This window comes from Streptomyces sp. NBC_00237, assembly GCF_026342435.1.
Lineage (GTDB): Bacteria > Actinomycetota > Actinomycetes > Streptomycetales > Streptomycetaceae > Streptomyces.
Map to the genome: position 1 here is coordinate 77,765 of NZ_JAPEMT010000001.1, position 26,692 is coordinate 104,456.

The window sequence follows — 26,692 nt, forward strand, 5'->3', positions numbered from 1 at the left end:
TTTGAGGAGTCCGGTTCGAACGGCCGGGACGATCCCTGCCCCACCAACTCCCTTGGAGCCACCGTGCTTTCACGTGCCCGCAAGACCGCGCTCGCCGCCACCGCCGCCACCGCCGCCCTCGCCCTGAGCGCCGGATCGACCGCCGTCGCGGTGGACCGCACGAAGGCCGCCCCGGTGACGCACAGCGCCGCCGCGAAGAAGGCCGCCACCTGGGCGGCAGCCTGGGCCGCCTCCCCGCAGCGCCCCTCCATCAGCTTCAAGCCCAACTGGTCGGAGGCCGGTTTCGACAACCACACCGTCCGCCAGGTCGTCCGCGTCACCGCGAGCGGAACACAGGCCCGCATCCGGCTCTCCAACGCGTACGGCACCTCCCCGCTCCGGGTGGAGCGCGCCACCGTGGCCCGTACGGACAAGGGCGCGGCCGTCAGAGCGGGCACGGTCCGCGAGCTGACCTTCTCCGGACGCACGTCGGCCTCGGTCCCGGCGGGCGGGCAGCTCTCCAGCGACCCGGCCCGGCTCGCCCTCGCCTCGGGCGAACAGGTCACCGTCACCCTCTACCTCCAGCGCACGACCGGCCCCGCGACCTTCCACGCCCAGTCCTTCACCGACTCCTACCGGGCGAGCGGCGACCACGCGTCCGACGGCTCGGCCGCAGCCTTCAAGGAGTCCACCGAGTCCTGGTACTACCTGTCGGGCGTGGACGTGAGCGGCAGGACCGGAGCGAACCAGCAACGGGGCATCGTCCTCTTCGGCGACTCCATCACCGACGGCTTCGCCTCGACCGTCAACGCCGACCGCCGTTACTCCGACGCGCTCGCGGCCCGCCTGAAGTCCCTGGGCAAGCCCCGCCCCGTCCTCAACTCCGGCATCGGCGGGAACCTGGTCCTCAACGACTCCGCCTGGTTCGGCGAGCGGGCCACCAGCCGCTTCCACCGCGACGCCCTCGACCTGCCCGGCGTCGGTACGGTCGTCGTCCTCGAAGGTCTGAACGACATCGGCTTCCAGGAGACGGACCACCCCCTCTACAAGCCCGCCCCGAACATCACCGGCACCCAACTCATCAATGGCCACAAGGAGTTGATCCGCCAGGCCCGCGCGAAGGGCGTCCGCGTCGTCGGCGCCACCCTCCTCCCCCTCGGCGGCTCCGACCACTACGGCAAGCGCGCCGCCGCAGCGAGCGACGAGTTCAACAGCTGGGTCCGCTCGTCGGGCGCATACGACGCCTACGTCGACTTCGACAAGGCCCTCGCCGACCCGGCCGACCCGGAGCGCCTCCACCCCGCCTTCGACAGCGGCGACCACCTGCACCCCAACGACGCGGGCTACCGCGCCATGGCCGAGGCCCTGAACCCCGCCGCCCTGTGATCCACAGGCGGTACGAGGCCGGGGGCCGGGAGGGCGGGCCCGAGGGCCGGGACGCGGTACTGCCTCAGGCCGCCAGCCCCAGCGCCAGGGCGCCCACCACCGGAGCCACGTACACCAGCGGGAACGGAATGTGCGCGTACCAACGCGCCCGCACCACGGTCACGACGGCCCCAGCGAAATACAACACCAGGCCGATCCCGGCGGCGAGCCCGACCGCCGGGACGGCCAGCCCCACCAGCAGCCCCACCGCTCCGGCCGCCTTCGCCGCCGCCAGCCGGGGGAGCCACTCCTGCGGAACGCCGTAGTCCTTCATCGGCTCCACGGCCCACTTGGCCCCGAAGGCGGCCGAACCGGCCGAGAAGCCGACCATGACGGCGGCGACGACGGTCACGACAACGTAGGTGGTCGACATGGCGGGCTCCTCAGCGAATCTTCAAAGGGTCTGCTCCGGAGCAGGACTCGGGCCCGCTCCACCGGGCCGCTCGGCCCGTACACCCCTATGACTCGCCCCGCCGCGAAAGTGTGACCGCCCGGCGAAACCAATTTCCGCCCGCACCACACCCACCCCGCCTACGCGACCGCTGCCGACCTCGCCGGACACAAATCAAAATGACTGATCCGGCAAGTGTCCGCCGGTATCGAAGACCCCAGGTTCACGGCCGTCCCGTCCCCCGCGATCCGCCACCGCTTCCCCGCCGGAACGGACCCCACGACCCGCTCCCCGGGCTCGATCAGGATCCACTTCCCGCGCACGGTCCGGTGCCACTCGGCCGCCGCCCCACAGCGCTTGCAGGACGTACCCCCGGACGTACGCGGATCGGGCACGGCCCTCAACTGCCGCGCGGCAGCCCCCAGTTCGATGGCGGCACTCGCCAACACCTCGGCGAGCAACACCGGCTCCCGCCCGCCATCACCCTTCTCACAGGCCGCGCACACCGCACGCCCCAGCACCGGACGCCACCTGCCCTGCGGCCCGCCGCACGCCTCACATCCGTACGAACTGATCATGACCCCCACCCGCAAACACGTCGTTTACAGCTGACGTGAAGAATGCTTCCACAGGGGTCTGACAATCAGTCCTCCCACCACCATCGCCCCAGTTCACACCGTGTGCGGCAACGGGCTAGGAGCCCGTGTGGTGCGCGGGCACCTCCGTGAACCACTCCCGCCCCACTGCTTGTGGGAGGCGTACCGGCGGGCGTCGATGGCGTGCGTGATCCGTGCGCGCGGGGTGTGGTCGACGCCGAGCATCGCCGTACGGAAAGCGCGGGGCGACCGCAGGAGGTACGTGAGGCGGATGGGGGCCGTGCGGGGGATGGCTGCCACCCATACCCGTGGCACGTAGGACAGTTGGGCGGCGCGAAGTCCCACGTCGTGGGCGCGGACGTGGTCCCGGTGGCCGTAGCCGCCGCCCGTGTCGTGGGTCAGGAGGAGGTCCGCGCCCTCTTCCCGGAGGATCGCGGCCAAACGTTCCGCAGCCTCGTCGAGCGGGGCCCGCATGAAGCGAGGGCGGTCCGGCGGGTCGGGGTAAAGGTGCTTGCCGTGGCCGCTGTTCGCGTAGCCGAGGCAGGTCACGCGGGAGGCTCCGAGGGCCGCCCCGCTCGCCCGGAGTTCGGAGAGGCGCACCGGGTCCTCCCGTACGGGACCCATCTCCCCGTCCGTCGCCGACACCAGCACCACCCGGTGACCCTCCGCCGCCGCGCGCGCCAGCGTGCCGCCCGCGTGCAGGACCTCGTCGTCGGGGTGGACGAAGAAGGCGATGAGTGTGGCCATGACCGCATTCAAGCAAATCCCGCCGCCGCATAGGCTCGTGGGGACCCTGCCCCCACGCCCACCCCCGGAGCGGAACCCATGGCGGACCAGGCCGAGTTCGAGCAGCACCGCAGGCACCTCCACGCGGTCGCCTACCGCATCACCGGGTCCGTGGTCGACGCCGACGACGCCGTGCAGGATGCCTGGCTGCGCTGGAACGCGCTCGCCGACGGGACGGCGGACAACCCGCGTGCGTATCTCACCACCACCGTCAGCCGCCTCTGTTACGACCAGCTGACCTCGGCCCGCGCCCGCCGCGAGCGGTACGTGGGGCCGTGGCTGCCGGAGCCGCTGCTCGCCGCCCCGGCGGCCGACGGGCCCGAGGAGCGGGCGACCCTCGACGAGTCGGTCAGCACGGCCATGCTGACCGTGCTGGAGAGCCTGACCCCGGCCGAGCGGGTCGCCTTCGTGCTGCACGACGTCTTCGGGGTGCCGTTCCCGGAGATCGCGGAGGCGCTGGACAAGTCGCCCGCCTCCGTACGGCAGTCGGCCTCGCAGGCGCGCAAGCACGTACGGGACGCGAAGCCCCGGCGGTCCGTCGCGCGGGCCGAGCACCGGCGGGCCGTGGAGACCTTCCTGGCCGCCGTGACCGGGGGCGGCGGCATCGACGACCTGCTGAGCGTCCTCGACCCGCAGGTCGTGTGGCGGTCCGACGGCGGCGGCATCGTCAGCGCCGCGCGCAGGCCGATCGTCGGGGCGGCGAAGGTCGCGGCGTTCGCGCAGGGCATCGCCCGGTTCTTCGACCCGTCGACGATGCGCCTGATCCCGTACGAGGTGAACGGCGCGCCCGGGCTCGTCATGGACGCGCGCCCGATCGGTTACGGCGGGGTGCTGTCGTTCACCGTCGGCGAGGACGGCCTGATCACTGGGATCGACCTCGTCGTGAACCCGGAGAAGCTCGGCCACCTGGACTTCGACGTGTTGTGAGCATCCCGCACGGCTGAGTGGGCGGTTGCGGTTCAGTCCGGGGGCGCTGCCCCCGGACCCCCGCTCCTCAAACGCCGGAGGGACTGGATTTCCCCATGTGACGCGCGTCACATCACACCTCGCGCCCCCGTACCGTCCCCGGTACATGAACACCCACACACAGCAGCAGCGCGTCCTCGTCGTCGGAGCCGGTTACTCCGGCCTCATGGCCGCCCTCCGCCTCTCCCCCCACGCCCACGTCACCCTCCTCGACCCCGTCGGCCACCTCACCGAGCGCATCCGCCTCCACGAGGTCGCCGCCGGACGCCCCGAGTCCGAGGTCACCCACCCCCTCACCGCCCGCTTCCTGCGCCACACCCGCATCACTCACCACACCGGTCTCGCCGTCGCCCTCGACCCCGTCGCGCGGACCGTCACCACCGACTCCGGCCAGGTCATGCCGTACGACCGCCTCGTGTACGCACTCGGCAGCACGACCCGGCTCCCCGCCGCCCACCACGAACGCCTCTTCACCGCCGAGACCGCACCCGCCCTCCACAAGCGGCTCCTCGACGGACCGGGCCGCCTCACCGTCGTCGGCGGCGGACTGACCGGCGTCGAGATGGCCGCCGAGCTCGCCGAACGGCACGGCGGCGGCTGGGAGGTCCGCCTCCTCACCTCGGACGAGCTCGCCCCGAGCGTCTCCGACAAGGGCCGCGCCCATCTCCGCAAGAGCCTCAGGGCCCTCGGCGTACGCGTCGAGGAGGGCACCCGCGTCGACGATCCCGCCGACGTGGACGCCGACGCCGTCCTCTGGTCCGCGTCGATGGCGGCGAACACCGGCCTCGCCGTCGCCGCCGGTCTCGCCCTCAACTCCCACGGCCGCATCGACGTCGACGCCGCCCGCCGCTCCGTCTCGTACCCGGAGATCTACGTCGCCGGTGACGCGGGCGGCACCCAGCGCATGTCGTGCCAGGCGGCGCTGCCCCTGGGCACGCGGGTCGCGGCGTCGATCGTCTCGGAGGGGCGCGGGCGGGGGCCGGTGGCCCGCCCGATCTCGTACGTCCTCCAGTGCGTCAGCCTCGGCAGGCACGACGGGCTCGTCCAGTCGGTACGGCGCGACGACTCGCCGCGCCGGCTGGTGATCACGGGGCGGGCCGCCGCCTTCGTGAAGGAGCAGATCTGCGCGTCGACGGTGACGTCACTGACCCTGGCGGCCCGTCGGGCGGGGCTGCACCGGTCCCCGTGAGCACCCCGGGCAGGGCTGCACCGGTCCCCGTGAGCACCACGCACCCCACCAGCCTCGGTAAATATCCCGAGTCTCTCGGGGAGCGGCCGTCGGGGGTGAGACCGAAGACATAGCTCGTGTACGCACAAAGGAGGACCCCCCTCCCTCCCGCGTCGGACACCGAAGTCACTGCGTCCCCACCCATCGGCTGACGCTCGGCGCTTCCCCCATTGGCTAGGCTCGAAACTCGAAAGGGCACGACCCATGCCCACCGACGGGGGAGACGCGAATGAGCCACAACAGCCCAGCCACAGCAACGGTATTGGGGTACTCCCGTACCCGCGTCCTGCGCATCCTCGTCGGCTTCCCCGTCGTCGGCCTCGGCATCGGATTCCTGCTGCCGCCGCTCGCCCGCTGGGTCGACGGCTCGGCCACCGGGCCGCTGCGCCACCTCTTCGCGTCGCTCGGCGGCCTGGAGCAGCCCTGGCAGATCGCGCTGTGCGCGCTGGCCGCCACCGCGCTCGGGCTGCTCGCCGCGTACGTCGCCGTCGCCGACGCGACCCGGGTCACCGTCACGGACGACTCGCTGGGCATCGAACCGCGCGACGGCAAGAAGGCCAGGACGCTGCGCCGGGCGGACGTGGCGGCCGTGTACCTGGACCGCCGGGACCTCGTGGTGCTCGACGCGGCGGGGCGCGAACTGTCCCGAGGACCGCGCCAGGCCACGCGGCACGCGCTGAGCACGGCGTTCCGGGCGCACGGGTACCCGTGGCGGGAGTCGCGTCCGGTCACCGTCGCGGTCGCCCAGGAACCGGCAGAGCCGAGCCGCACCCCGGTGTCGGCGTCCGCGGCGTAACGGCTGCACGCCTCCGCGCCGTAACGGGTGCACGCTTCCGCCCCGTAACGGCTGCACGCCTCCGCGCCGTAACGGCTACGCGCCGCCCTCCACCCCGTACCCCTTCTCCCGCACCCACCCCGCCATCCGCTCCTCGAACGCCCGCGCCGCCGCGCTCCGGTACGCCGACTCGCGCAGCAGCAGCGCCGCCGTGCGCGACGGCGGCGCGGGCTCCACGCGGACCCGGTGCAGCCGGTCGTCGCCCGCCGCCAGGGGCTCCGGGAGCACGGTCGCCAGTGCGCCGCGCCCGACGACCTCGACCAGGACATTCAACGAGTTCGCCTCGACGGCGATCCCGGGCCGCACCCCGTGCCCCTCGAAGTACGCGTCCAGCTGCCGCCGCGTCGCGAAGTCCTCGCTGAGCAGTGCCAGTTGACCGCGCCCGACCTCCTCCAGCGGCACCGCGCCCGCCCGCCCCGCGTACGGATGCCCGTCCCCCACCACCAGCGCCAGCCCCTCCCTGAACAGCGGCTTCGCCGTCACGCCCGCCGCGTGTTCGCCGAGGAAGGCGATCCCCACGTCGACCCGGTCGTCGAGGAGCTCGGCCTCCATCCGGGCCTGCGTCATCTCCCGTACGTCGAGCGAGATCCCCGGGTGCCGGGCGTGGAAGTCCGCCACCAGCGGCCCCACCAGGTACGTCGTGAACGTCGGCGTCATGGCCACCCGCAGCGTGCCCCGTGACAGGTCCCCCACGTCCAGCACCGCCCGCTCGCCCGCCGCGAGATCCGTCAACGCCCGCCGCGCGTACGTCACATACGCCTCACCCGCATCGGTGAGCCGCACCGACCGCCCTGAACGGTCCAGCAACTGCACCTTCAGTGCCCGCTCCAACTGCTTGATCTGCTGCGACAGCGTCGGCTGCGAGATGTGCAGCGCCTCGGCGGCGCGGGTGAAGTTCGCGTACTCGGCGACGGCGAGCAGATAGCGGAGATGACGGAGTTCGAGAGCAGCCATGCCATCGACTATAGACCGCATCTATCGCTCACAGCGACAGCAACTCTTGGACTCTATAGACCCAGCTCATGCATGGTGGAACACGTCGGACGGACCGCCCGGCGAAACGGGTGAAAACCCCAGAACAAACCCACCAGCCAGTCGCAAGGAGTGATCCCATGCAGGAGATCGCAGCAGGTGTCGAGCGCTTCCGGCGCGAGGCTTTCCCACCCAGGGCCGAGCTCTTCCAGCGGCTGGCCACGACCCACACCCCGAACGCCCTGTTCATCGGCTGTTCGGACGCCCGGGTCGTCCCCGAGCTGATCACCCAGCGCGAACCGGGCGAACTGTTCGTCATCCGTACGGCAGGAAACCTCGTCCCGCCGTACGGGCAGAACGCGGACGGCATCGCCGCCAGCATCGAGTACGCGGTGAACGCCCTCGGCGTCGCCGACATCATCGTCTGCGGCCACTCTGCCTGCGGCGCGATGACCGCCCTCGCCACCGGCACCGACATGTCGGGGCTCCCCGCCACGGCCGACTGGCTGCGCCACGCCGACTCCTCCAGGGCCCTCCTGGACGCCACCCCCCACACCGGCGACCGCGTCGCCGCCCTGGTCCGCGAGAACGTCCTCGCCCAGCTCACCAACCTGCGCACCCACCCCTCGGTGGCCCGCGCCCTGGCCCGCGACGAGGTCGCCCTGCACGGCTGGGTCTACGACATCGGCTCCGGCCGCGTCGAGACCCTCGACGCCACGACAGGCGCGGCAGCCCTGCTGACCGGCACCACCACCGTCTGACACCCCCCACCCCCACACCCCCCACACACGTAAGGACCCCATCACCATGAACAACCTCCACGCCCAGGCCGACCAGAACTCCCGCCAGCAGCTCACCGTCGCCGCCATCGAGGCCAAGACCCGCCGTGACCTGTCCTGGAAGGAGATCTCCGAGCCGACCGGCCTCTCCGTCGCCTTCGTGACCGCCGCCCTGCTCGGACAGCACCCGCTCCCGGCCGACGCCGCCCGCACGGTCGCCGACCTGCTCGGCCTCGACGACGACGCCGTACTGCTCCTCCAGACCGTCCCGATGCGCGGCAGCATCGTCGGCAACGGCGGCATCCCCACCGACCCGACCATCTACCGCTTCTACGAGATGCTCCAGGTCTACGGCACCACGCTGAAGGCCCTGGTCCACGAGGAGTTCGGCGACGGCATCATCTCGGCGATCAACTTCAAGCTGGACGTGAAGAAGGTCGCGGACCCCGAAGGCGGCGAGCGTGCCGTCATCACGCTGGACGGCAAGTACCTCCCCACGAAGCCGTTCTAGTCGGCCCTCGGGGGCGGGGATGTTTCACGTGAAACATCCCCGCCCCCGCCCCCTCGTCCAACTCCCCGGAAAGGCAACGCACATGGACTTCGCCCAGCGCACCATCGACATCGCCCGCGCGAACGTGGAGGAGGGCGGTCGCCCCTTCGCCACCGTCATCGTCCGGAACGGCGAGATCGTCGCCGAGAGCGGCAACAAGGTCGCCCAGACCGGCGACCCGACGGCCCACGCCGAGATCCTCGCCATCCGGGACGCGTGCACGAAGCTCGGCACGGAGCACCTCACGGACTGCACGATCTACGTCCTCGCTCACCCGTGCCCGATGTGCCTCGGCTCGCTCTACTACTGCTCGCCCGCAGAGGTCGTCTTCCTCACCACCCGCGACGCCTACGAGCCCCACTACGTGGACGACCGCAAGTACTTCGAACTCGGCACGTTCTACGAGGAATTCGCCAAGTCGTGGGAGGACCGCCGCCTCCCGATGCACCACGACGCCCGCGAGGCGGCGGTGGACGTCTACCGCGCCTGGCAGTCGCGCAACGGCGGCAACCGCCGCGTCCCGGGCACCCCCACGGCATAACCGGACAGGACCGGCCCACGCGGACCCTCGGCCCACGTCGCCTCTCGGCCCACGTCGCCCCTCAGCCCGCGTGGGCCCTCCGCACGCCTTCCAGGTCGATCTTCCCCATCGCGTACATCGCCTTCGTCGCCCGCGTCGCCGCCGCCCTGTCCTCGTCCCCGATCAGCTCGATCAGCTCCGTCGGAACGACCTGCCACGACACCCCGAACTTGTCCTTGAGCCACCCGCACGGCCCTTCCTGCCCCCCGTCCGCCGTGAGCGCCGCCCAGTAGTGGTCCACGTCAGCCTGGTCGGCACAGTCGATCTGGAAGGAGACGGCCTCGCTGAACGTGAACTCCGGTCCCCCGTTCAGCGCCACGAACCGCTGCCCGTTGATCTCGAACTCGACCGTCACGACCGATCCGGCCGGACCCGGCCCCGCGTCGTTGTAGCGCAGCGTCCGCCCGCGCTTGCCGTCCTTGAAGACCGACAGGTAGAAGTCGGCCGCCTCCTCGGCCCGGCCGTCGAACCACAGGGTCGTCACGAATCCTCGGGTGATGCTCATCGCGCACTCCTCACAGCGGTGAAAACGGTGCAGAAGGCATGCGGGCCTTCTGCCGTACAAGACCGGCCCCACGCCCCGAACTCATCGCCGCCGACGCGACGTCCCGAAAATCGACCGGCTGATCTCTCTCCCCAACTGCGTCCCGATCGACCGGGCGAGGGACCTGAACATCCCGCTCCCCACCACCTGCTCGATCAACGACGGATCGTCCTTCTCCGCAGCAGATGCCGGAGCCGCCTGCGGAACCGGGGCCGCCGCGACCTGGAGCTTCTCGTACGCCGACTCCCGGTCGACCGCCTCCGCGTAGCGCCCGTACAGCAGCGACGACTTCACGGCCCGTTCCAGCGCCTCCTCCCCCACCGGCCCCATCAGCGACTGCGGCGCCCGCAGCCTCGTCGCCGCAACCGGGGTCGGCGCCCCCTTCTCGCTCAGTACGGTGATGACCGCCTCGCCCGTCCCGAGCGCCGTCAGCACTTCCTCCAGGTCGTACGGCGAGTTCGGGAAGGTCTTCACCGTCGCCTTGAGCGCCTTCGCGTCGTCCGGCGTGAACGCCCGCAGGGCGTGCTGCACCCGGTTGCCCAGCTGCGCCAGCACGTCCGAGGGAACGTCCTTCGGCGTCTGCGTCACGAAGAAGACGCCGACCCCCTTCGAGCGAATCAGCCGCACCGTCTGGGTGATCGACTCCAGGAACGCCTTCGACGCCCCGTTGAACAGCAGATGCGCCTCGTCGAAGAAGAAGACGAGCTTCGGCCGGTCCAGGTCCCCGACCTCCGGCAGGTCGTGGAACAGATCCGCCAGCAGCCACATCAAGAACGTCGAGAAGAGCTGCGGATTGCGCTGTACGGCCGCCAGCTCCAGCACCGAGACCAGGCCCCGCCCGTCCGGCGCCTGCCGCATCAGCTCGCTCGTGTCGAACTCCGGCTCCCCGAAGAACTCCCCCGCCCCCTGCTGCTCGAAGGCGGTGAGCGCGCGCAGGATGACCCCGGCCGTCACCGTCGACAGGCCGCCGATCCCCTTCAGCTCCGGCTTTCCCACGTCCGACGTCAGGAAGGCGACGACCGCCCGCAGATCCTTCAGATCGACGAGTTCCAGCCCTTTCGCGTCCGCGTAGTGGAAGATCAGGCCGAGCGACTGCTCCTGCGTCTGGTTGAGCTGCAGCACCTTCGACAGCAGGACGGGGCCGAAGCTCGTCACCGTCGCCCGCAGCGGAATCCCGGGCCCGATCCCGCCGAGTGCGTAGAACTCGCAGGGGTGGCCCGTCGCCGCCCACTCCTGGCCGACGGCCGCCGCCCGCTCCCGTACCTTCTCGTTCTCCTCACCCGGAGCGCTGATCCCGGAGACGTCGCCCTTGATGTCGGCCAGGAACACCGGCACGCCCTGCGCCGAGAGCTGTTCGGCGATCAGCTGGAGCGTCTTCGTCTTTCCGGTGCCGGTCGCCCCGGCCACGAGCCCGTGCCGGTTGAGCATGGCGAGCGGGATGCGGATCTGTGCCCCGGGCAGGCAGACCCCGTCCCACAGCAGCGCGCCGAGATCGAGTGCGGGCCCGGTGAAGGCGTACCCGCCCGCGATGGCCGCCGCCTCGACCGGCATTCCGGACGCCGTCGACTCGCTCATGTCACCGGAGGGGGTACTTCCGCTCATCGTTTGCTCCCGTTCTGGCGCTGAATACGACCTTTGCATCCCTCCCTCATGGCTGCGCCCGGAGCACCTTCCCCGGTAGGCTTTCCGTGTGATCTTCAAGCGCATCGGAAACGGCCGGCCGTACCCCGACCACGGCCGGGAAAGCACCCGGCAGTGGGCGGACGTCGCGCCGCGCCCGGTCCGCCTCGATCAGCTCGTCACCACCAAGGGCCAGCTGGACCTGGAGACCCTCCTCGCCGAGGACTCCACCTTCTACGGCGACCTCTTCGCGCACGTCGTGAAGTGGCAGGGCGATCTGTATCTGGAGGACGGACTGCACCGCGCGGTCCGCGCCGCGCTCCAGCAGCGCCAGGTGCTGCACGCCCGCGTCCTCGACATGGGCTGACTGCGGCCGGTCCCTAACTGGACGGACGCACAAGGGACTTCCGGGCCCGTCAGGCATCTGCCACGGCACTCGGGTGTCCCATTGGCCCTTTTGGGTCGGTCATTGACCCATTCGTTGATCATTTAGTACGCATTCGCTCCGGACGGCACTACGCTGCGCCCATGAGCATGCTGACTCCCCCCGGCATGGGCGGAAAGTACCGCATCACGGGTAACGCCTATCCCCGGATGCGCCGTCCCCACCGCCGTCGCCGGATCATCGTCCTGGCCGTCGCGGCCGTCGTCGCGCTCAGCCTGGCCGGGTGGGGAACGATGCAGCTCATCGACGTCTTCACGGGGGGCGAGAAGAAGGCCGTGGCGGGCGCGAAGAAGCCCGACTGCAAGCCCGCGGCGACCACCCCCGCCCTCCCGGCGAAGAACGCGGGGAAGCTCCCCAAGCCCGCAGCGATCAAGATCAACGTCTACAACGCGACCGTACGCGGCGGCCTCGCCAAGCAGGTCGCCGATGAGCTCAAGAAGCGCGGCTTCAACGTCGTCAAGTTCGAGAACGCGCCCAAGGAGTACGACAAGAAGGTCAAGGCCACCGCCCTGCTCGTCGGTGCGCCCACGTCCCTGGAGGGCCAGCTGCCGGTGCTCGGCACGCAGCTGAAGGGCGCCGAGACCAAGGCCGACGCCCGGGGCACCCAGGAGGTCGACTTCATCATCGGCAACGCCTTCAAGGCCCTGGACGCCAAGAAGGACGCGGACACGGCCCTGGCCGCCCTGGCCAAGCCCGCCCCCGCGCCCTCCGGCGACAAGTGCTGAGTACGCCGCTCCCGTACGAGTGACACGCACGCGAGTGACATGTGCTGCTAATGACGCGCACGGCCAGTGACACGCACGCGAGCGCGTAGCTCCCGTACGGGGAAGAACTACTCCGCGGTGCCGTACATGCGGTCGCCCGCGTCGCCCAGACCCGGCACGATGTAGCCGTTCTCGTTGAGGCGCTCGTCGACCGAGGCCGTCACGACCGTCACCGGCGTCCCCGCCAGCTCGCGCTCCATGACCTCCACGCCCTCCGGCGCGGCGAGCAGCACCACGGCGGTGACGTCGTCCGCACCGCGCTTGATGAGCTCCTGGATGGCCGCCACCAGCGTGCCGCCGGTCGCCAGCATCGGGTCGAGGACGTACACCTGGCGGCCGGAGAGGTCCTCCGGCATCCGGGTCGCGTACGTCTCCGCCTGGAGGGTCTCCTCGTTGCGGATCATGCCGAGGAAGCCCACTTCGGCGGTCGGCAGCAGCCGGACCATGCCGTCGAGCATGCCGAGCCCGGCCCGCAGGATCGGGACGACCAGGGGGCGGGGGTAGGACAGCTTGACGCCCGTGGTCGCGACGACCGGCGTTTCGATGTCGACCTGCTCGGTGCGCACGTCCCGGGTGGCCTCGTACGCGAGCAGGGTGACCAGCTCGTCGGCGAGGCGCCGGAAGGTGGGGGAATCGGTGCGCTTGTCGCGCAGCGTGGTGAGTTTGTGCGCCACCAGCGGGTGGTCGACGACGTGTATCCGCATGTTTCCACAGTAACCGGGCGTGCCGGGCCCCTGCTCCCCCACGAACCCGCCCCGACCGGGTCGAACGGCCCTTCCGGTGGTGCGCGACACTCCCGGCTCGCATCATCCCCCCACCCGGAGGGAAGGTGAAGACGTACCAAACACGCCTCATCAGGACGGTGCGGGCCCATGACGCAGCAGCCAGAACAGGACACACTCCACGCCGAGCAGCTCTCGGACGAACAGCGCGCCCAGGAGTCCGACGCGGCCAGGAGGCGTCGACGCGCCCAGTTCCTGCGCGAACTCAACGAGGCCAAGGAACTGCGCGACCGGGTCCAGCCGAGGCGTGCCAGGGCGGCGAGAATGCGCCAGCAGATGCGGATGCGCACCTTCCGCTGGTAGCCACCGGCAGTCGTACGAATGGCCCGAAGACCCCTGCGAACTGCTCACCCACCGGACTGATGCACGACGCAAGAGCGGAAGACATCCCGCTCGGGCCAGGTTTCTGCCACGATTCCGAGTGGGCGGGGCCGTCTGAGCACCGCTGAATCGTCACCTCTTACCAGTGGGAGAGTCACGGTGTACTTCGCCGCACTGCTCGCGCGCACCGAAGACGGATGGGAAGCGAGCGACACGGAGCTCGACGACGTGGAGTCCCTTGCGGACCTCGTCGAACTTGCCCGCGAGGGCTCGGTGGACGACGACATGGTGCTCGTCTTCATCGAGCAGGAGGACGCCTGGTTCGGCGTCGTCCGCGTCGAGGAACTGGAGGACCCACGGATCTACGTCTCCGACGCAGCCGCGGCCGCCCGTTCCTCGTACGGAGAAATCCTCACCGACGAACTGCTCGGCTCCGACGACGATGTCGACGTCGAAGCCGACCTGGAAGCGCTGGACCTCGACGGCACCGAGGACGGCGAGAGCGAAACGGGGGACCCGGAGGACACAGAGTCCGACGTCGTGGCGCTCGTTCCGGCCCAGGGGGGTCCCGCGGTCGCGGGTCCGGCCGGGGACCGGCAGATCCTGGTCGACCTGGGCATGACCGAGAAGGAGCTCCTGGGACTCGACAGCGACGCGCTGTCGGCGATCGCCGAGGCGCTGGGGGCCGCGGAGATCCTGGAGGCCGTGCGCTAGTGGTCGAGGAGGTCCCCCCGTCCGATCCCGACGAGCTGCCGGGCCGCGCGCCCGATCCCGTACGCGATCCATGGCGTACGGCGATGACGCGCGCCCTGGCCGAGGCGGCGGCGGCGGCCCGGTCCGGCGATGTGCCGGTCGGTGCCGTGCTGCTGTCCCCGGCCGGGGAGGTCCTGGCGACCGGGCACAACGAACGCGAGCTGCACGGCGACCCGACCGCGCACGCCGAGGTCCTGGCCATCCGGCGGGGCGCGGAGAAGCTGAACAGCATGGCGGCGCGCAGCGCCTCGAACAAGGGGGGTGACGGGCGACGGGCGGGAGAGTGGCGGCTGAACGGGTGCACGCTGGTCGTCACCCTGGAGCCGTGCACGATGTGCGCGGGCACGATCCAGCAGTCGCGCCTGGAGCGGGTCGTGTACGGGGCCCGCGACGAGAAGGCCGGGGCCGCGGGCTCGCTCTGGGACCTGCTGCGGGACCGGCGGCTCAACCACCGGCCCGAGGTGATCGCCGGAGTGCGCGAGGAGGAGTGCGCGGAGCAGCTGACCGCGTTCTTCCGGGGGCGGTGATTCCGCGGGCGGTGGCGGGCCTGCGGAGATGAGTTTCGGAGCACTGCCCCGCGTGTACTAGACTCTGTCTCGGTAGCGTGTCCGAGTGGCCTAAGGAGCACGCCTCGAAAGCGTGTGATGGTGCAAGCTATCCGTGGGTTCAAATCCCACCGCTACCGCCATCAGAAGAAAGCCCCTCCGGGATTCCGGAGGGGCTTTCTTCATGCCTCGCACCCCCTCGCACCCCCTCGCCCCCTCCTCGCCCACCCGAGACGCCCCCCGTGACGCGCCCCCGGGACGCGCCCCCGTTCGGCCGTATCGGGACAAAAGGTATGCCTTTCCGTTTAGCGTTCTGCCTGATCGCGGGGCCGGGCGCCCGCCTGTCCCTTCGCGGGTACGGAAGAGGCAGAGCATGCGACGGATTCTGGCTGCCGTGACGGCGGTGCTGACCAGCACCGCTCTCCTGGGCGCAGCCGCACCAGCCCATCTGGCGGACCAGCCGCCTCCGGAGGAGAAGCGGGCCGCCGCAGGGCCGGGAGTGGTCTATCCGCTGCTCTCCAACGACCCGCAGATCAACAAGAACGACCTCCTGGGCGACCACCGGATCGTCAACGGCGACGTCATCAAGAGCGCCTGGGACGGGCAGAAGGGCCCCGACGGGCGACCCGGCGTACGCAGGCTGGACTACGACTTCGCGGGCGGCGGCGGCTGGTACTACGGCGAGAAGCTGTGGGGCGGCAGCGGTGACAACGTCTACCTCGACCGGGACGACTTCTTCCGCGGCGTGAGGGGCCGGGGCGACGAGAAGGTCACGCTGGACCGGATCCGGCTGAAGATCAAGCCGATGGGTCCGGCGGGCAAGAAGGTCGAGCTGTTCATCGGGCTCCAGGACAAGGCGGGCAAGAAAGCCTGGCACGTCCAGGAGTTCGCGGCCGGGGACGCCTGGCAGACGGTCGACCTGCCGCTGGATTTCACCGACCGGACGGTGTGGAACGCCGGTTCGCCCGGCGACGTCGATCCGAAGCACTTGGTGAACTTCCTCGTCAACGAGGACCCGGCGCCCGCCGACGGCATCCAGAAGGGCACGATCCTGGTCGACGACATCGAGTTCGTCGACAGCGACGGGACGCCGGAGGACTTCGCCACCGCTTCCGACGACCGCGTGCTGGAGCTCGCCGAGAAACGGGCCTTCCAGTACTTCGTGGACTACTACCACGAGAAGAGCGGGCTCTGGCAGTCCGAGACGACCAAGCTCTGGCAGATCAACATCTCGGCGACCGGATACGGTCTGAGCGCGATGGCGATCGGCGAGGACCGGGGCTGGATCACCAGGGACGAGGCGCTGGGCCGCGTACGGAACACGCTGAAGAAGCTCTACGAGGGCCAGCGGGCCGGGTCCGACCCCGAGGACACCGTCCACCAGAACGGGTACCGGGGGCTGTACTGGCACTGGACCAACAGCGAGGGCAAGCGCGCCTTCGGCGAGCTGTCGACGGTCGACTCCGGATTCCTGCTGATGGGCGTCCAGCACATCCGCGAGCACTACCGGGACGTGCCGGACGTCGTGGACATGGCAACGAAGATCACCGAGCGGGTCGACTGGGACTGGATGACGGACAAGCGGCCGGGGAAGGTGCCGTTCCCGTACTTCAGCTGGTACCCGGACTCCTTCTGCACTGCGCGGATCAAGCCGGAGGAGCGGATTCCGGCGGCGGGCGGGCACGGCTGTCACCTGGACGAGCACTGGGACCGGCCGACCGACGAGGGCTTCGTCGTGCAGTTGCAGGCGGCCGGGTCGACGACGCATCCGGCGCCGACCGACGCCTGGTTCGCGTGGTCGCGGGAGCGGCGTGCGTACAAGGGCATCGAGCTGGTGCCGACCTTCGAGGGCTCGATGTTCGCGTACATGTTCACGCACGGCTGGATCGACTTCAAAAGGCTCGGCAAGGAAACCCTGCCGGGGCAGCAGGACCAGGCGGTCGACTGGGCGGAGAACACCGGGCTCGCGGCGAAGGCGGCGCGGCAGTTCGCCATCGACCAGCACGACGTGCTGCCGGACATCATGACGGAGTACGGGAAGGACGCCTGGGGCCGCAGTGACGCGGACGGGCCGCCGGCCGACCCGGACGACGCGGAGAAGAACGGCAGTTACCGGGTCTACGGGTCGCCCCCGCTGCGCGGCGGGCACGTCCACAGCGACAACACGCTCCAGCCGCACGCGGCCGGTTCGGTCGTTCCCTTCCTCCCGGCCGAGTCGATCGCTGCCGTACGGCACTTCATGCAGGTGCCCGGGGTCTGGCACCCGCGCCTCGGGCTCAACTACTCGTACACGCGCAAGGCGTTGAGCGCGGCGGAGCTGGGAGAGGCGTACGAGAAGAACAAGAAGCCGGGGACGAGCGCGGAGGACGCCGCCGAGGACAAGGCGTTCGAGCAGAAGAACGCCGCCGACCATCCGGGACTGCCCTGGTACGCGCGCAAGCTGTCCGGGATGAGCCAGGGCGGCATGATGCTCGCCATCGACAACCACCTGCACCAGGGCAAGGTGCAGCGCGACACGATGCGCAGCCCCGACCTGCGGAGGGCGATCTGCGCGCCCTGGCCGAACGACGTGGTCTGCAAGGACTCCGACCTGGAGGTCACGGTCGCCCCGGCCGGGTCCGTGGCCGAGAAGGGCAAGCCGCACAAGGTGAGTGTCAGCGTCACCAACAAGGGGCCCGACGCCGCCGTGGACGCGGTCGTGGCGATCACGCCGGGTCCGGGGCTGACCCTGACCGGGGCCGCCGCGGACGGGAAGATTCCGGCGCTCGCCGTGGGTGCGACCGTCACGCGCGAGATCGAGGTGACCGGCTCCGTACCCGGTGACGTGAAGGTCGACGCGGCGGTGACGTCGGTGGAGACCATCGACAAGGTGGCGGCCAACGACAAGGCGTCCGGTCCTTTCGAGGTCGTGGACGCGCCGGTCGTGCCGCCGGTGGAGCAGCGGAGCGACGTCGGGACGCGGGTGACCGCCCCGTCAGGCGACGCCGAGACCGGCAAGCCGTACAGGGTCCTGGTCACCTTCGCCAACCACGGCCCGGACGCGGCGAAGGACGCCGTCGTGAAGATCAACCCGGGTGCCGGGCTCGCGCCCGCCGGGGAGATCGAGTGGAAGGTTCCGGCGCTGGCCGTCGGACAGTCGGTGACCCGCGAGGTCGAGGTGACGGGCTCCGCGCCGGGCGAGGGCTCGGTCACCGCGTCGCTGGGCTCGCTCGGCACGGTCGACCCGACGCCGGGGAACGACACCGGGACCGTCACCTTCGGGGTGAAGAACCCGGTCGTCGTACAGCCGGTGGCCTTCGGGAAGGCGGACGTACGGGTCACGGTGCGCGCCGAGCGGACCGCCGTCGCGGTCGGCGAGCGCGTCGGGGTCACGGTGACCGCGTCCAACAAGGGCCCGGCGAAGGCCGAGAACGTGTCCGTACGGGTCGAAGGGGGCTCCGGGCTCACCCTGGCCACGAGCCGCGCCGCGGCCCCGCAGAGCTGGACCGTGGGCGACCTTCCGCCGGGCGGCAGCGCCAGCCGGGTGTACGTCACCACGGCGGGCCGCACGGGCGCGGCACCGCTCACCGCGACCGTCACGGGCAGCAACGTGCACCGCCCGGGGCCGGTGGACGACGACAGGGCACACCTGACGTTCCAGGTCGGGCAGGCGCCGGTGGCCGTACGGCCGAAGCCGGTCGGACAGGCGCCGGTCGGGCCGACGACCGGCGGGCACAAGCCGGGGCCCGGCCTGCCGGGGCCGCAGGCCGCCCGGGTCAGGGCCCTGCCCCAGGCCGGATCCCGGGCCGGGTCCCAGGCCGAGTCCAGGGCCGGATCCCGGGCCCAGGTCCAGTACGTCCAGCCGGTCTCCGGCAGCAGCGGCAGCGGCACCCACCGCACCCTCGCCTCGGGCGGCGTCGGCGTCGACCCGGCGGTGTGGGCGGTCGGCGCGCTGCTCTGCTTCGGACTCGGTACGACCGTCTACCGGGCGGCGTCCGGATCCCGAGGGGGCGCCCGGCACAGGCGGCGGTAGGCACGCGCCGGATCCCGCAGGGGTGAACCAGAAGCCCCGGCCTTGGGGGAGGCCGGGGCTTCTGGTTGTTCGTGGGGGCGGGAGAAGATGAGGACGGGGGAAGCGGCATCGGGGGGACAAGCCGCTTCCCCCGATGAGAACGGTCCTCCAAGTCCGGGCCGCAGTCAGGGGAGTGCGCGGCTCGGACCCCGCAGTGAGGTCCCGTTCCTCGCCCGGTGGATTCCTGCCAGATCCCTCCGGGCTCATGGACAATCCTGCTCCCCCCGCAAGCCCGACATCCCCGCCGAAGGGCCCCCATGGCCGGGCCCTTGGTCCTTAAAGGTCACGTAGGGGCGGAGAACGGGGACGCGGGCGTGGAGCGGGCGATTCCAGAAGGACTCGCAGCGTGATCGCATACGGCCACTTGAGTTGTCCGGTCGTACGGTTAGACTCTCGCGACTGCTCAGCGGACCACAGGGGAGGGTCTGGGCATGGACATCAAGAAGGCCATTCTGTACATCGTGGTCGTTTTCGTGCTGTACACGATCATCACCTCCCCGGAGAAGGCCGCCAACATGGTCGGACTAGGCTTCCAGGGCCTGTCCGACGCGGCCAAGGGGATCGGCTCGTTCATGACCAACCTCGTGAAGTAGGCCCGTACGCCCGGCGCGTACGCCCGTTGCTTCGGCCGCTCCCCTTCCCCAAGGAGTGCCCCGTGATCCGCCATCTGGTCCTCTTCAAGCTCAACGAGGGCGTCTCCCGCGACGAGGAGCGCGTGCAGGCCGGCGCGAAGGCGTTCGCCGAACTCGAAGGGGTCATTCCGGAGCTGGAGTTCTGGGAGTGCGCCTGGAACATCACCGACCGCCCGATCGCGTACGACTTCGCCATCAACTCGGCCGTGGCGGACGCCGATGCGCTGAAGCGCTACATCGAGCACCCGGCCCACCAGGCCGCCGCGGGACAGTGGCGGGAGTTCGCCACCTGGGTCATCGCGGACTACCCCTTCTAGGTCCTCCGCCAGGCCCGCCACACCGTAGCCCCGCACCTTTCGGTGCGGGGTTTTTGCATAGGTATGCCCCAACTTGCCCTCAACACGGCGTTATACGGTGCTTGCACACAGTGCACATGTCTTGTGATGCTATGACCGCTTTTGACGGATGAGTGGAACGAAGTGTCCACATACCGACCGAAAAAGGGGTGTGGCGTGTGACTGTGCCGGCCAGTACTGCTCCGCAAGCCCCGCCCCACCAGGCCCAAACGTCTCAGCAGCACCAAGAGCCCCACCAGCCCCCGGAGCCTCTCCAGCCCTCGGAACCACCGCTCGTCGAGACCCCGGACCGCGTTCCCGGCACCCCCGCCGCCCGCACCCGTGGCGCCGACACCCGGGCCCTCACGCAGGTGCTGTTCGGCCAGCTCAAGGGCCTGGCGCCCGGCTGCGGGGAGCATTCCCGGGTACGGGCGGCACTGATCGAGGCGAACCTCCCGCTGGTCCGGTACGCCGCCGCCCGGTTCCGCTCGCGCAACGAGCCGATGGAGGACGTCGTCCAGGTCGGCACCATCGGGCTGATCAACGCGATCGACCGCTTCGACCCGGACCGGGGCGTGCAGTTCCCGACCTTCGCGATGCCCACCGTCGTCGGCGAGATCAAGCGGTACTTCCGCGACAACGTCCGCACCGTGCACGTCCCGCGCCGCCTCCACGAGCTGTGGGTGCAGGTCAACGGGGCCACCGAGGACCTCACCACCGCCCACGGCCGGTCCCCCACGACCGCCGAGATCGCCGAGCGGCTGCGGATCACCGAGGAGGAGGTCCTCGCCTGCATCGAGGCGGGCCGCAGCTACCACGCGACCTCCCTCGAAGCCGCCCAGGAGGGCGACGGGCTGCCAGGACTGCTCGACAGGCTCGGTTACGAGGACCCCGCGCTCGCCGGGGTCGAGCACCGGGATCTGGTCCGCCACCTGCTCGTACAGCTCCCCGAGCGCGAGCAGCGGATCCTGATGCTGCGTTACTACAGCAATCTGACGCAGTCTCAGATCAGCGCCGAGCTGGGCGTTTCCCAGATGCACGTCTCGCGTTTGCTCGCTCGCAGCTTCGCACGTCTGAGGTCCGCAAATAGGATCGAGGCGTAATCCTCACGGGTATATCCCGCTGGAAGCTGTGGGGGGAAGAAATGCCGCACACCCCCTCTTTCCTGCATGTATTTGTCGACTTGGCGCTACAGCGTGTTGCCGACATGTGACATTCTGCTGGAACCGCGTTTGCCGCAGCTCCGCCGCCGGTATTCAGGTGGAGGCTGCTTCCTTCGACGGGAAGCGTCTGCCGCTACCGTCCGCGACCCTAAGAGGGGGTGGCATGTCCGTAGAACAGGGCAGTTCGAAGGTGCTCATCAAGGATGCGCCCGACATGCTCGACCGCGCTCCGGCGATCACCGCGATTCCGGCTCAGCCCGGACCCGCACCGGCGCCGCCGATCGTCTCCCAGCCGGAGGCACTCGACACCCGCACGCTGTCCCGCTCCCTGTTCCTGCGGCTCGCCGTCCTCGACAAGGACAGCCCGGAACGCACGTACGTCCGTGACACCCTGATCGAGCTCAACCTCCCGCTCGTGCGGTACGCCTCCGCGCGCTTCCGCTCCCGCAACGAGCCGATGGAGGACATCGTCCAGGTCGGCACCATCGGCCTGATCAAGGCGATCGACCGCTTCGACTGCCAACGCGGCGTGGAATTCCCCACGTTCGCGATGCCGACCGTCGTCGGCGAGATCAAGCGCTTCTTCCGCGACACCTCGTGGTCGGTGCGCGTCCCGCGCCGCCTCCAGGAGCTGCGGCTCGCGCTCACCAAGGCCAGTGACGAGCTCGCCCAGAAGCTGGACCGCTCGCCCACCGTGCCCGAACTCGCCGCCGTACTGGGCGTGTCCGAGGAGGACGTCGTCGACGGCCTCGCGGTCGGCAACGCGTACACGGCCTCCTCGCTCGACTCGCCCTCCCCGGAGGACGACGGCGGCGAGGGCTCGCTCGCGGACCGGCTCGGCTACGAGGACACGGCGCTCGAAGGCGTCGAGTACCGCGAGTCGCTGAAGCCGCTGCTCGCCAAACTCCCGCCGCGCGAACGGCAGATCATCATGCTGCGCTTCTTCGCGAACATGACGCAGTCGCAGATCGGCGAGGAGGTCGGCATCTCGCAGATGCACGTCTCCCGGCTGCTCACCCGTACGCTCTCGCAGCTTCGGGAAGGGCTGATCGCCGACTGAGCGCCCGTTCCTCACCGACTGATCGTCCGCTGACCGCCGACTGAGCGCTCGCCGATCGCTCGCCGATCACCACCGGGCACCGCATGACCCAACGCCCCGTCTGCGCCAAGTCGCCGACGGGGCTGGTTATTTGACGGGTCGTCAGTGACACTGGCGCGATGCGACGTCAGGGTGTGGCAGTGGGGGCTGGTGCGGTCGCGCTGTGCCTGGGCGGCCTGCTGGCCGTGTCCGGCGACGGTGGCGGCGGCAAGGGCTTCGTCGCGGTGGGCGCGGCCGGAGCGGGCCCCGAGGGCGCTCCGACGCGGGCCGTGCCACCGGAAGGCTCCGTCGAGCTGTTCCCGCTGGACCAGGACGCGCCCGACTCACGGGGCGGCGGAAGCGGTTCACGCCCGTCCACCGGAGACGCGTCCGGTACGCCGCCGGGCTCCGTCGGCGCCACGAAGCCGGGCCCGTCCGGTGCGGACGGCACCGGGACCCGTACGCCCGGGAAGGCGAGCGGCACGGGCACCCCGGCGGGGTCGGCACCCTCCGGCTCGGGCTCCGCACCTTCCGGCCCCGGGAACGCGAAGCCCCCGGAGTCAGAACCCCCGCAGCCCCCGCAACCTCCGCAGCCGAAGCCGCCGACGTCCGGGCCGAAGCCGCCCGCGAGCCCCGCCGCGCTCTCCGTGGGCGCGCCCGTGCGCGCGAAGGCGGACCGGCGATGGTGCGAGAAGGTGACGGTGCGACTGCGCAACTCGGGCGGGACCGAGGCGCGTTCGGGGAGCGTCACGTTCGCGACGCACATCATCGGGGCGCTCGGCATCGACTGGGGAACACGCACGTCCACCCAGCCGCTCCCGGGCCCGATCGGCCCGGGAGAGACCAGGAACGCGACGTACACCGTCTGCGTGGACGCCTGGCGGGTGCCGCTGGGCATGCACGTGGAGACCCGTGGGGTCACCGCCGCCTGGAAGTAGCGGACGTACGAGAAGGAACGGCTAGCCGAGGGCGAGCCAGGCCACTGCCGCCAGGACCGCGACGACGGCGACGATGCCGATGATCAGGCCGGTCTTCGGGCCCGACGACTGCGCGGCGGGCTGCGAACGCCGTTGCTGCTGCTGCGCGGGCTCCTCGTCCACGAACGCGCGGAACATCTGAGTGCTGCCCGCCGGGTCGTAGTTGCCCTCGGGACCTTGGCCTTGGGGGGCGTGGGGGTTGTGTGCCATGCGCGTGACCCTAGCGAAGGTGGGTACCCGAGCGACACCCCAGGGCCCCACTGTGCGCGGAGTAACGGCCGGACACCCCCCTGGCACCCGCCGACCTGCGGCTTTACCCGGCCCCTCGGAGCGCTTGACCGGCCGATCAGGGAGCCTTTTGGATTCCTTTGCCCGATCAGCCCGAATTTAATTTGCCTGAAGCAACCAACTAATCCTATCGTTGCCCTAAGCAACAAGATGAACCGAGACGTGCCGAAAACCCGCAGGGAGGTGCCGTGGCCGCACAGAGTCATTACGAGGAACTGGCCCGCCAGCTCAGTGCCATCGGCGCGGTGAAACGGGGCCTCGGGCGCATCCTGCCTCCCGAGTGCCCGCCCGGCTCCGCCGCCGTACTCACGCTTCTCGACCGGCACGGCGAGATGAGGCTCAGTCGCCTCGCCGAGCTGATGGCTGTCGACATGTCGGTAACGAGCCGTCACGTCACCCACGTCGCCGAACGCGGCTGGATCGACCGCTCGCCCGACCCGGGCGACAAGCGCTCGCGCATCCTCCGCCTGACCCCGGACGGCGAAGCCGTTCTGCGCGAGCTGTCCAGGCGCACCACCGAAACCCTCGCCCACACCCTGGGCGACTGGTCCGACGACGAGGTCGGACAGCTCAACGCGATGCTCGCCCGCCTGCGCGACAGCTTCGGCGACTGCCGTTCCTGGCCGCCCGTGCCGTTCGACTGCACCGCCGCACTCACCGCCTCAGCGCTCCCCGCCCCGGCACTCACCGCCCCGGCACCCGGCACCGAGGCGCTCACGACTTCCGCGATACCCGCAACACCCGCGTAAAGGACAAGGATTCAATTGGCTACGACCACACCCACCGGTGTGCGGGGCGGCCACGCCAAGCACGGAGCCCCCGCCGCTCCTGCCTCCGACAGCTCCGCACCGATGTCACACCGCCAGATCATGGAAGCCCTCGCGGGCCTCCTGCTCGGCATGTTCGTCGCGATGCTGTCGTCGACGATCGTGTCGAACGCCCTTCCCGAGATCATCCGCGACCTCGACGGCACCCAGAGCGCGTACACCTGGGTCGTCACCTCCGCCATGCTGTCGATGGCGGTCACCACCCCCATCTGGGGCAAGATGGCGGACCTCTTCAGCAAGAAGCTGCTGGTCCAGATATCGCTGGTCATCTTCGTGCTGGGCTCGGCGCTCGCCGGCCTCTCGCACAACACCGGCGTCCTGATCACCTTCCGCGTGCTCCAGGGCATCGGCACCGGTGGTCTGGTGGCGCTGTCCCAGATCATCATCGCCGCGATGATCCCGCCGCGTGAGCGCGGCCGGTACTCCGGTTACATCGGCGCGACGATGGCCGTGGCCACCGTCGGCGGCCCGCTGCTCGGCGGCGTCATCACCGACACCGACTGGCTCGGCTGGCGCTGGTGCTTCTACGTGGGCGTGCCGTTCGCGGCCATCGCACTCGTCATCCTGCAGAAGACGCTGCACCTGCCGGTCATGAAGCGCAAGGTCAAGATCGACTGGTTCGGCGCACTCTTCCTGGCCGCCTCCGCGTCGCTCCTGATGATCTGGGTGACCCTCGCGGGCGACAACTACGCGTGGAACTCCTGGCAGACGTACGTGATGACGGGCGGCTCCGTCCTCCTCGCGGTCATCTTCGTGATCATCGAGTCCAAGGTCGCCGAACCCCTCATCCCGCTGCGCTTCTTCCGCAACCGCACCATCGCGCTGACCTCGGCGGCGAGCCTGTTCGTCGGTGTCGCGATGTTCGGCTCGACGGTCTTCATGAGCCAGTACTTCCAGCTCGCCCGGGACAAGTCGCCGACGATGTCCGGCGTCATGACGATCCCGATGATCGCGGGCCTGTTCATCTCCTCCACGGTCTCCGGCGCGGTCATCACCAAGACCGGCCGCTGGAAGGGCTTCCTGGTCGGCGGCGGCATCGGCCTCACCGCAGGGCTCGGCCTCCTCTCCACCATCGCTTACGACACCGAGTACTGGCAGGTCGCCGTCTACATGGCGGTCCTGGGCCTCGGCCTCGGCATGATGATGCAGAACCTGGTCCTCGCCACGCAGAACCAGGTCAAGCCGCAGGAGCTCGGCGCGGCCAGCTCGCTGGTCGCCTTCACCCGTACCCTCGGCGGCGCCATCGGCGTCTCGGCGCTGGGCGCGGTCCTCTCCTCCCGCATCACGCACTACGTCGAGGACGGCCTGGACGCCCTCCACATCAAGCTCCCCGGCGGCGGCACGGGCGGCGGCAGCGGCATCCCCGACATGGACGCCCTCCCGGCCCCGATCCGAGGCGTGATGGAGAGCGCGTACGGCGACGGCATCGCGGACGTGTTCCTCTACGCGGCCCCGATCGCGCTGCTCGGCCTGATCCTGGTCCTCTTCGTCAAGGAGGTCGCACTGAAGACCTCCCACGACGGCGACGTCCCGGCCGCCGCCACCGCCTCGGAGACCCCGGTGGAATCGGCCGCCGAGGGCCTGGCCGGAGTGACCCCGGTCCACGAGGAGGCACCCGTACCCACGCAGCCGCTGCCGACCACCCCGCCCACCGGACGCACCCTGCACGGCACCGTCCGTACGGCGGAGGGCACGTCGGTCCGGGGCGCGGCCGTCACCCTCATCTCCCTCGCGGGACGCCAGCTGGGCCGCTCGGTGGCCCAGCCGGACGGCCGCTACGCACTGGACGCCCCCGCGGCGGGCTCCTACGTCCTGATCGCCTCCGCCGACGGCTTCCAGCCGCAGGCGTCGACGGTCACGGTCGGGGACGAGCCGATCGCGTACGACATCCTCCTCTCCGGCACCAGCGGCCTCGGCGGAACCGTCCGCAGCGCGGCCGACGGTACGGGTGTGGCGGACGCGATGGTGATCGTGACGGACGTCCGAGGTGACGTCCTGGCGACGGGCAAGTCGAGCGAGAACGGTGAATTCGCCTTCGCCGAACTGGTCCCCGGCACGGTGACGGTCGCGGTGAACGCGTCCGGCTTCCGCCCGATGGCGCTCCCCGTCGACATCGGCGGCACGGGCATCACCCGCATCGAGGCCGTCCTCCAGGCGGGCGCACTGGTCCAGGGCACGGTCCGCGCGGGCACCGCCCGACGCCCGCTCCCCGACGCCCGCGTCACGATCATGGACGCGGCCGGGAACGTGGTCTCGACCTCCACCACCGGTGAGGACGGCGCGTACGCCTTCACCGACCTGGACGCGGGCGAGTACACGGTCATCGCGACGGGCTACCCGCCGGTCGCGGGCAACCTGACGGTGGCGGGGCGCGGCGTGGACGCGCACGACATCGAACTCGCCCACCCGGGCGAGTAGTCCGGACCTCCGGCCCCCGGGACGCGTTTCGAGCGGAGACGTGTTCCGGGGCTGGTGGAGTC

The 26,692-nt window shown here is 70.5% G+C and carries 28 protein-coding genes and 1 tRNA gene; 21 read left to right on the forward strand and 8 right to left on the reverse strand.

Annotation, left to right across the window (positions count from 1 at the left end; translation table 11 throughout):
* Positions 1-63: 63 nt before the first annotated feature.
* Positions 64-1,365: an SGNH/GDSL hydrolase family protein gene (locus tag OG897_RS00355; protein WP_266651679.1), complete on the forward strand. Its 1,302-nt coding sequence runs from the start codon at positions 64-66 to the stop codon at positions 1,363-1,365.
* A gap of 64 nt (positions 1,366-1,429) precedes the next feature.
* Here the strand turns inward: OG897_RS00355 and OG897_RS00360 are convergent, their stop codons facing one another.
* From OG897_RS00360 to OG897_RS00370, 3 genes are all read right to left on the reverse strand, one after another.
* Positions 1,430-1,777 carry a DoxX family protein gene (locus OG897_RS00360; protein ID WP_266651680.1) on the reverse strand — a complete coding sequence of 116 codons (348 nt, stop codon included), beginning with the start codon at positions 1,775-1,777 and terminating at the stop codon, positions 1,430-1,432.
* A gap of 158 nt (positions 1,778-1,935) precedes the next feature.
* Complete coding sequence (locus OG897_RS00365; RefSeq protein WP_266651681.1) at positions 1,936-2,373, reverse strand: DUF6083 domain-containing protein; 438 nt, start codon at positions 2,371-2,373, stop codon at positions 1,936-1,938.
* A 93-nt stretch (positions 2,374-2,466) separates the two neighbouring features.
* Positions 2,467-3,138: a PIG-L deacetylase family protein gene (locus OG897_RS00370; protein WP_266651682.1), complete on the reverse strand. Its 672-nt coding sequence runs from the start codon at positions 3,136-3,138 to the stop codon at positions 2,467-2,469.
* Positions 3,139-3,216: 78 nt separating this feature from the next.
* On the opposite strand from OG897_RS00370, the gene sigJ reads away from it, so the two are divergent.
* The 3 genes from sigJ (at position 3,217) to OG897_RS00385 (ending at position 6,167) form a co-directional block, all read left to right on the forward strand.
* Positions 3,217-4,104 carry an RNA polymerase sigma factor SigJ gene (gene sigJ / locus OG897_RS00375; RefSeq protein WP_266651684.1) on the forward strand — a complete coding sequence of 296 codons (888 nt, stop codon included), beginning with the start codon at positions 3,217-3,219 and terminating at the stop codon, positions 4,102-4,104.
* A gap of 145 nt (positions 4,105-4,249) precedes the next feature.
* A complete protein-coding gene (locus tag OG897_RS00380) occupies positions 4,250-5,332 on the forward strand; it encodes an NAD(P)/FAD-dependent oxidoreductase (protein WP_266651686.1) in 1,083 nt (360 codons plus the stop codon).
* A gap of 268 nt (positions 5,333-5,600) precedes the next feature.
* Positions 5,601-6,167 carry a hypothetical protein gene (locus tag OG897_RS00385; RefSeq protein ID WP_266651688.1) on the forward strand — a complete coding sequence of 189 codons (567 nt, stop codon included), beginning with the start codon at positions 5,601-5,603 and terminating at the stop codon, positions 6,165-6,167.
* 75 nt (positions 6,168-6,242) lie between these two features.
* Here OG897_RS00385 and cynR read toward each other — a convergent pair whose 3' ends face one another.
* Positions 6,243-7,160 (reverse strand): transcriptional regulator CynR, encoded by a 918-nt coding sequence (gene cynR, locus OG897_RS00390; RefSeq protein WP_266651690.1) that lies wholly within the window; start codon positions 7,158-7,160, stop codon positions 6,243-6,245.
* Between the two features lie 158 nt (positions 7,161-7,318).
* On the opposite strand from cynR, the gene OG897_RS00395 reads away from it, so the two are divergent.
* From OG897_RS00395 to OG897_RS00405, 3 genes are all read left to right on the forward strand, one after another.
* The gene (locus OG897_RS00395) at positions 7,319-7,939 is read left to right on the forward strand and encodes a carbonic anhydrase (RefSeq protein WP_266651692.1); all 621 of its coding nucleotides are present in this window, start codon (positions 7,319-7,321) and stop codon (positions 7,937-7,939) included.
* 46 nt (positions 7,940-7,985) lie between these two features.
* Positions 7,986-8,468, forward strand: a complete 483-nt coding sequence (cynS, locus tag OG897_RS00400; protein WP_266651694.1) for a cyanase — start codon at positions 7,986-7,988, stop codon at positions 8,466-8,468.
* 82 nt (positions 8,469-8,550) lie between these two features.
* On the forward strand, positions 8,551-9,048 hold the full coding sequence (locus OG897_RS00405; protein ID WP_266656451.1) for a nucleoside deaminase: 498 nt from the start codon (positions 8,551-8,553) through the stop codon (positions 9,046-9,048).
* 61 nt (positions 9,049-9,109) lie between these two features.
* Here OG897_RS00405 and OG897_RS00410 read toward each other — a convergent pair whose 3' ends face one another.
* Together OG897_RS00410 and OG897_RS00415 are read right to left on the reverse strand one after the other, a co-directional pair.
* On the reverse strand, positions 9,110-9,592 hold the full coding sequence (locus tag OG897_RS00410) for a VOC family protein (protein WP_266651696.1): 483 nt from the start codon (positions 9,590-9,592) through the stop codon (positions 9,110-9,112).
* Between the two features lie 81 nt (positions 9,593-9,673).
* Positions 9,674-11,206: a helicase HerA-like domain-containing protein gene (locus OG897_RS00415; protein WP_266656454.1), complete on the reverse strand. Its 1,533-nt coding sequence runs from the start codon at positions 11,204-11,206 to the stop codon at positions 9,674-9,676.
* 115 nt (positions 11,207-11,321) lie between these two features.
* On the opposite strand from OG897_RS00415, the gene OG897_RS00420 reads away from it, so the two are divergent.
* Positions 11,322-11,618 (forward strand): type II toxin-antitoxin system VapB family antitoxin, encoded by a 297-nt coding sequence (locus OG897_RS00420; protein WP_266651698.1) that lies wholly within the window; start codon positions 11,322-11,324, stop codon positions 11,616-11,618.
* Between the two features lie 161 nt (positions 11,619-11,779).
* Complete coding sequence (locus tag OG897_RS00425; protein ID WP_266651700.1) at positions 11,780-12,421, forward strand: LytR C-terminal domain-containing protein; 642 nt, start codon at positions 11,780-11,782, stop codon at positions 12,419-12,421.
* Between the two features lie 107 nt (positions 12,422-12,528).
* Here the strand turns inward: OG897_RS00425 and upp are convergent, their stop codons facing one another.
* Positions 12,529-13,164 (reverse strand): uracil phosphoribosyltransferase, encoded by a 636-nt coding sequence (gene upp / locus OG897_RS00430; protein ID WP_266651702.1) that lies wholly within the window; start codon positions 13,162-13,164, stop codon positions 12,529-12,531.
* 168 nt (positions 13,165-13,332) lie between these two features.
* On the opposite strand from upp, the gene OG897_RS00435 reads away from it, so the two are divergent.
* The 10 genes from OG897_RS00435 (at position 13,333) to OG897_RS00480 (ending at position 23,058) form a co-directional block, all read left to right on the forward strand.
* Positions 13,333-13,545: a hypothetical protein gene (locus OG897_RS00435; RefSeq protein ID WP_266651704.1), complete on the forward strand. Its 213-nt coding sequence runs from the start codon at positions 13,333-13,335 to the stop codon at positions 13,543-13,545.
* Positions 13,546-13,722: 177 nt separating this feature from the next.
* On the forward strand, positions 13,723-14,277 hold the full coding sequence (locus tag OG897_RS00440) for a hypothetical protein (RefSeq protein WP_266651706.1): 555 nt from the start codon (positions 13,723-13,725) through the stop codon (positions 14,275-14,277).
* Positions 14,278-14,360: 83 nt separating this feature from the next.
* The gene (locus OG897_RS00445; RefSeq protein WP_323188043.1) at positions 14,361-14,843 is read left to right on the forward strand and encodes a nucleoside deaminase; all 483 of its coding nucleotides are present in this window, start codon (positions 14,361-14,363) and stop codon (positions 14,841-14,843) included.
* A 71-nt stretch (positions 14,844-14,914) separates the two neighbouring features.
* Positions 14,915-15,004 (forward strand) — tRNA-Ser (locus tag OG897_RS00450).
* A 230-nt stretch (positions 15,005-15,234) separates the two neighbouring features.
* Positions 15,235-18,873, forward strand: coding sequence for a glucoamylase family protein (locus OG897_RS00455; protein WP_266651710.1), 3,639 nt, complete (start codon positions 15,235-15,237; stop codon positions 18,871-18,873).
* Positions 18,874-19,343: 470 nt separating this feature from the next.
* On the forward strand, positions 19,344-19,505 hold the full coding sequence (locus tag OG897_RS00460) for a hypothetical protein (RefSeq protein ID WP_266651712.1): 162 nt from the start codon (positions 19,344-19,346) through the stop codon (positions 19,503-19,505).
* Between the two features lie 62 nt (positions 19,506-19,567).
* Entirely contained in the window at positions 19,568-19,861 is a 294-nt protein-coding gene (locus OG897_RS00465; RefSeq protein ID WP_266651714.1) for a Dabb family protein, read from the forward strand.
* A 197-nt stretch (positions 19,862-20,058) separates the two neighbouring features.
* Positions 20,059-20,982 (forward strand): RNA polymerase sigma factor SigF, encoded by a 924-nt coding sequence (locus OG897_RS00470; protein ID WP_266651716.1) that lies wholly within the window; start codon positions 20,059-20,061, stop codon positions 20,980-20,982.
* A 223-nt stretch (positions 20,983-21,205) separates the two neighbouring features.
* Positions 21,206-22,102 carry an RNA polymerase sigma factor SigF gene (locus tag OG897_RS00475; RefSeq protein WP_266651718.1) on the forward strand — a complete coding sequence of 299 codons (897 nt, stop codon included), beginning with the start codon at positions 21,206-21,208 and terminating at the stop codon, positions 22,100-22,102.
* 158 nt (positions 22,103-22,260) lie between these two features.
* Entirely contained in the window at positions 22,261-23,058 is a 798-nt protein-coding gene (locus OG897_RS00480) for a hypothetical protein (RefSeq protein ID WP_266651720.1), read from the forward strand.
* A gap of 21 nt (positions 23,059-23,079) precedes the next feature.
* Here the strand turns inward: OG897_RS00480 and OG897_RS00485 are convergent, their stop codons facing one another.
* Entirely contained in the window at positions 23,080-23,307 is a 228-nt protein-coding gene (locus OG897_RS00485) for a hypothetical protein (RefSeq protein ID WP_266651722.1), read from the reverse strand.
* A 266-nt stretch (positions 23,308-23,573) separates the two neighbouring features.
* On the opposite strand from OG897_RS00485, the gene OG897_RS00490 reads away from it, so the two are divergent.
* Together OG897_RS00490 and OG897_RS00495 are read left to right on the forward strand one after the other, a co-directional pair.
* A complete protein-coding gene (locus tag OG897_RS00490; RefSeq protein ID WP_266651724.1) occupies positions 23,574-24,134 on the forward strand; it encodes a MarR family winged helix-turn-helix transcriptional regulator in 561 nt (186 codons plus the stop codon).
* A 15-nt stretch (positions 24,135-24,149) separates the two neighbouring features.
* Positions 24,150-26,630, forward strand: a complete 2,481-nt coding sequence (locus tag OG897_RS00495) for a DHA2 family efflux MFS transporter permease subunit (protein WP_266651726.1) — start codon at positions 24,150-24,152, stop codon at positions 26,628-26,630.
* The last annotated feature ends 62 nt before the right edge of the window (positions 26,631-26,692 follow it).

What these genes read in the sequence shown, in the direction of transcription:
- OG897_RS00360 (WP_266651680.1), bottom strand. Translation starts at nt 1,777, where the DNA reads ATGTCGACCACCTACGTTGTCGTGACCGTCGTCGCCGCCGTCATGGTC.
- OG897_RS00365 (WP_266651681.1), bottom strand. Translation starts at nt 2,373, where the DNA reads ATGATCAGTTCGTACGGATGTGAGGCGTGCGGCGGGCCGCAGGGCAGG.
- OG897_RS00370 (WP_266651682.1), bottom strand. Translation starts at nt 3,138, where the DNA reads ATGGCCACACTCATCGCCTTCTTCGTCCACCCCGACGACGAGGTCCTG.
- sigJ (WP_266651684.1), top strand. Translation starts at nt 3,217, where the DNA reads ATGGCGGACCAGGCCGAGTTCGAGCAGCACCGCAGGCACCTCCACGCG.
- OG897_RS00380 (WP_266651686.1), top strand. Translation starts at nt 4,250, where the DNA reads ATGAACACCCACACACAGCAGCAGCGCGTCCTCGTCGTCGGAGCCGGT.
- OG897_RS00385 (WP_266651688.1), top strand. Translation starts at nt 5,601, where the DNA reads ATGAGCCACAACAGCCCAGCCACAGCAACGGTATTGGGGTACTCCCGT.
- cynR (WP_266651690.1), bottom strand. Translation starts at nt 7,160, where the DNA reads ATGGCTGCTCTCGAACTCCGTCATCTCCGCTATCTGCTCGCCGTCGCC.
- OG897_RS00395 (WP_266651692.1), top strand. Translation starts at nt 7,319, where the DNA reads ATGCAGGAGATCGCAGCAGGTGTCGAGCGCTTCCGGCGCGAGGCTTTC.
- cynS (WP_266651694.1), top strand. Translation starts at nt 7,986, where the DNA reads ATGAACAACCTCCACGCCCAGGCCGACCAGAACTCCCGCCAGCAGCTC.
- OG897_RS00405 (WP_266656451.1), top strand. Translation starts at nt 8,551, where the DNA reads ATGGACTTCGCCCAGCGCACCATCGACATCGCCCGCGCGAACGTGGAG.
- OG897_RS00410 (WP_266651696.1), bottom strand. Translation starts at nt 9,592, where the DNA reads ATGAGCATCACCCGAGGATTCGTGACGACCCTGTGGTTCGACGGCCGG.
- OG897_RS00415 (WP_266656454.1), bottom strand. Translation starts at nt 11,206, where the DNA reads ATGAGCGAGTCGACGGCGTCCGGAATGCCGGTCGAGGCGGCGGCCATC.
- OG897_RS00425 (WP_266651700.1), top strand. Translation starts at nt 11,780, where the DNA reads ATGAGCATGCTGACTCCCCCCGGCATGGGCGGAAAGTACCGCATCACG.
- upp (WP_266651702.1), bottom strand. Translation starts at nt 13,164, where the DNA reads ATGCGGATACACGTCGTCGACCACCCGCTGGTGGCGCACAAACTCACC.
- OG897_RS00435 (WP_266651704.1), top strand. Translation starts at nt 13,333, where the DNA reads ATGACGCAGCAGCCAGAACAGGACACACTCCACGCCGAGCAGCTCTCG.
- OG897_RS00445 (WP_323188043.1), top strand. Translation starts at nt 14,361, where the DNA reads ATGACGCGCGCCCTGGCCGAGGCGGCGGCGGCGGCCCGGTCCGGCGAT.
- OG897_RS00455 (WP_266651710.1), top strand. Translation starts at nt 15,235, where the DNA reads ATGCGACGGATTCTGGCTGCCGTGACGGCGGTGCTGACCAGCACCGCT.
- OG897_RS00460 (WP_266651712.1), top strand. Translation starts at nt 19,344, where the DNA reads ATGGACATCAAGAAGGCCATTCTGTACATCGTGGTCGTTTTCGTGCTG.
- OG897_RS00475 (WP_266651718.1), top strand. Translation starts at nt 21,206, where the DNA reads ATGTCCGTAGAACAGGGCAGTTCGAAGGTGCTCATCAAGGATGCGCCC.
- OG897_RS00480 (WP_266651720.1), top strand. Translation starts at nt 22,261, where the DNA reads ATGCGACGTCAGGGTGTGGCAGTGGGGGCTGGTGCGGTCGCGCTGTGC.
- OG897_RS00485 (WP_266651722.1), bottom strand. Translation starts at nt 23,307, where the DNA reads ATGGCACACAACCCCCACGCCCCCCAAGGCCAAGGTCCCGAGGGCAAC.